Annotated in this window: 2 protein-coding genes; both read right to left on the bottom strand. The window is 60.5% G+C overall.

The window, feature by feature from the left end; genetic code table 11:
* Window position 1 precedes the first annotated feature (1 nt).
* Window positions 2-1,495, bottom strand: coding sequence for a 2-oxoglutarate dehydrogenase complex dihydrolipoyllysine-residue succinyltransferase (gene odhB, locus QZ522_RS18275; RefSeq protein ID WP_294614973.1), 1,494 nt, complete (start codon window positions 1,493-1,495; stop codon window positions 2-4).
* A gap of 3 nt (window positions 1,496-1,498) precedes the next feature.
* Window positions 1,499-3,841, bottom strand: a 2,343-nt coding sequence (locus QZ522_RS18280; RefSeq protein ID WP_294614975.1) for a 2-oxoglutarate dehydrogenase E1 component, incomplete at its 5' end; no start/stop codon positions are given.

Consider the following 3,841-nt stretch of genomic DNA (forward strand, 5'->3'; position numbering starts at 1 on the left):
TTTACAGATCCATCAACAAGCGACGTGGATCTTCCAGTGCTTCTTTGACTCGCACCAGGAAGGTCACGGCGCCTTTGCCGTCGACAACGCGGTGGTCATAGGACAGCGCCAAATACATCATCGGACGGATCACAACCTGACCGTTGATCGCCATCGGGCGGTCCTGGATCTTGTGCATGCCAAGGATACCTGACTGTGGCGGGTTCAGGATCGGCGAGGACATCAGCGAGCCGTAGACACCACCGTTGGAGATGGTGAAGGTGCCGCCCTGCATTTCCGCCATGCTGAGCTTGCCTTCGCGGGCGCGGGCGCCTTTCTCGGCGATGGCCTTTTCGATGTCGGCAAAGCTCATCTGGTCGGCGTCGCGGATCACCGGCACCACAAGGCCGGTCGGCGTGCCTGCGGCGATGCCCATGTGGACGAAGTTCTTGTAGACCACATCGGTGCCGTCGATTTCGGCGTTCACCTCGGGGACCTCGCGCAGGGCGTGACAGCAGGCCTTGGTGAAGAACGACATGAAGCCGAGTTTGACGCCGTGTTTCTTGAAAAACTCGTCCTTGTATTCGTTGCGCAGGGTCATCACCCCGGTCATGTCCACCTCGTTATAGGTGGTAAGCATGGCGGCGGTGTTCTGGCTTTCCTTGAGGCGGCGCGCGATGGTCTGGCGCAGGCGGGTCATTTTCACGCGCTCCTCGCGTGAGGCGTCTTCGGCCGGGGAGGGCGCGCGCGGAGCGGCGGCCGCAGGGGCCGGGGCAGAGGGTGCCGCGCTTGCGGCGCGGGCGACATCGTCTTTCATCACGCGGCCGTCGCGGCCGGTGCCGGTGACCTGATCGCGGCTGATGCCTGCTTCGGCCATGGCTTTCTTGGCCGAAGGCGCATCTTCGATGTCCTTGCCACCCTGAGATTGCGCTGCGGGCGCCGGGGCGTCCTGTGCTTTGGCGGGGGCCGAAGCGGCGCCGGCCTCGCCGAGAATGGCGAGCTTGCCGCCGGCCTGAACGGTGTCACCCTCATTGGCGAGGATCTCGCTCAGGACACCAGCGGCGGGAGCGGGCACTTCGACCGAGACCTTGTCGGTTTCCAGTTCGCAAAGCATTTCATCGGCCTCGACGCTATCGCCAACCTTCTTGAACCAGGTCGAGACGGTCGCCTCGGAGACGGATTCGCCAAGGGTGGGCACCATGACATCGACGCTTTTGCCGCCCGGCGCGGGGGTGCTTGCGGCGGCTTTTTCGGGTTTTGCGGGGGCGCTTTTGGCCTCGCCTTCGGTGATGGTCGCAAGAAGAGCGTCGACGCCGACGGTCTCGCCCTCTTTCGCGACGATATCGCCCATGGTCCCGGCGGCGGGCGCGGGCACTTCGACGGTGACCTTGTCGGTTTCCAACTCGCAGAGCATTTCATCGGCTGCGACAGGATCACCGGGTTTCTTGAACCATGTGGCCACGGTGGCCTCGGTCACGGATTCGCCAAGCGTGGGGACGCGGACTTCGGTTGTCATGGGTTATTTCCCTTCGATGGTCAGCGCGGCATCGACCAGCGCTTCTTGTTGTTCTTTATGCATTTTTGCGAGGCCCGTGGCAGGCGACGCCGAAGCAGGTCGCCCGGCATAGACGGGGCGGGAATGTTTGGCGTTGATCCGCGTCAGCACCCATTCGATATTGGGCTCGATAAAGGACCAGGCGCCCTGGTTCTTGGGCTCTTCCTGACACCAGACCATCTCGGCACCTTTGAATCGTTCGAGTTCCTTGACCAGCGACATCGCCGGGAAGGGATAGAACTGTTCGATGCGCATGAGGTAGATATCGTCGATCCCGCGGCTGTCGCGTTCTTCCAGCAGGTCGTAATAGACCTTGCCCGAACACATGACGACGCGCTTGATCTTTTTATCCGCCACAAGCTTGGTGTCGGACAGCCCGTATTGCGCATCATCCCAAAGCACCCGGTGAAAGCTTGACCCGGTGGTGAATTCCTCGGTCTTGCTCACGGCCATCTTGTGCCGCAAAAGCGATTTCGGCGTCATCATGATGAGCGGTTTGCGGAAGGTCCGGTGCATCTGGCGGCGCAGGATGTGGAAATAGTTCGCCGGCGTGGTGCAATTGGCCACGATCCAGTTGTCGCCACCGCACATCGTCAGGAAGCGTTCAAGACGAGCCGAAGAGTGTTCGGGGCCCTGCCCCTCATAGCCGTGGGGTAACAGGCAGACGAGGCCGGACATGCGCAGCCATTTGCTTTCGCCCGACGAGATGAACTGATCGAACATGATCTGAGCGCCGTTGGCAAAATCGCCAAATTGCGCTTCCCATAGGGTCAGGGCGTTCGGCTCGGCAAGGCTATAGCCGTATTCAAAACCAAGAACGGCGTATTCGCTGAGCATCGAATCGATGACTTCGTATTGCGCCTGGCCTTCGCGGATGTGATTGAGGGGATAATAGCGCTCTTCGTTATCCTGATTGATCAGCCCGGAATGGCGCTGGCTGAAGGTGCCGCGGGTACAATCCTGACCCGACAGGCGCACGGGATACCCCTCGGTCATCAGCGACCCGAAGGCGAGCGCCTCGGCTGTGGCCCAGTCAAATCCGGTTCCGGTTTCAAACATCCTGGCCTTGGCTTCAAGCAGGCGTTCCACGGTCTTGTGAAGCGGGAAATCCTCGGGCGTCGCGGTAAGCGCGCGACCGACCTCTGCCATGGTCTCGGGCGAAATGGCGGTTTCGCCACGCTCGTATTTGCCGCGATGGGCGTTGAGATCGGACCATTTCCCGTCAAGCCAGTCGGCCTTGTTGGGACGGTAATCCTTGCCCGCCTCGAATTCATCCGCGAGATGCGATTGAAAGGCGGCTTTCATATCCTCGATCTCGCCCTCGGGGATCAGCCCGTCTTTGACAAGCCGCTCGGTGTAAAGCGACAGGGTGGTCTTTTGTTTCTTGATCTTCTTGTACATCACCGGGTTGGTGAACATGGGCTCGTCGCCCTCGTTGTGACCAAAGCGGCGGTAGCAGAAGATGTCGATGACGACGTCTTTGCCAAATTTCTGGCGGAATTCAGTGGCCACTTTCGCCGCGTGTACAACCGCTTCAGGGTCGTCGCCGTTCACGTGGAAAATTGGCGCTTCCACAACCAGCGCGTTGTCGGTCGGATAAGGCGAAGAGCGCGAGAAATGCGGCGCGGTGGTAAAGCCGATCTGGTTGTTGACGACCACATGCATGGTGCCGCCGGTCTTGTGCCCCTTCAGGCCCGACAGGCCAAAGCCCTCGGCGATGACGCCTTGCCCGGCAAAGGCCGCATCGCCGTGCAGCAGGATCGGAAGAACGCTTGTGCGGTCGGTGTCGTTCAGCTGATCCTGCTTGGCGCGGACCTTGCCAAGAACGACGGGGTTCACCGCCTCAAGGTGGCTTGGGTTCGCGGTCAGCGACAGGTGAACCTTGTTGCCGTCAAATTCGCGGTCGCTCGAGGCGCCGAGGTGGTATTTCACATCGCCTGATCCATCGACTTCTTCGGGCTTAAAGCTGCCACCCTGGAATTCGTTGAATATCGCGCGGTAGGGTTTGCCCATCACATTGGCCAGGACCGACAGGCGGCCCCGGTGGGGCATGCCGATCACGATATCGCGCACGCCAAGCTGGCCACCGCGCTTGATGATCTGCTCCATCGCGGGAATAAGGGATTCGCCGCCATCCAGTCCAAAACGCTTGGTGCCCATGTATTTGACATGCAGGTATTTTTCAAAGCCTTCGGCCTCGACCAGCTTGTTGAGGATCGCCTTGCGGCCCTCGCGGGTAAAGCTGATTTCCTTGTCATAGCCCTCGATCCGCTCTTTCAGCCAGGCGGATTGTTCCGGATCCGAAAT

The organism is uncultured Roseovarius sp. (assembly GCF_913054395.1).
Taxonomy (GTDB): domain Bacteria; phylum Pseudomonadota; class Alphaproteobacteria; order Rhodobacterales; family Rhodobacteraceae; genus Roseovarius.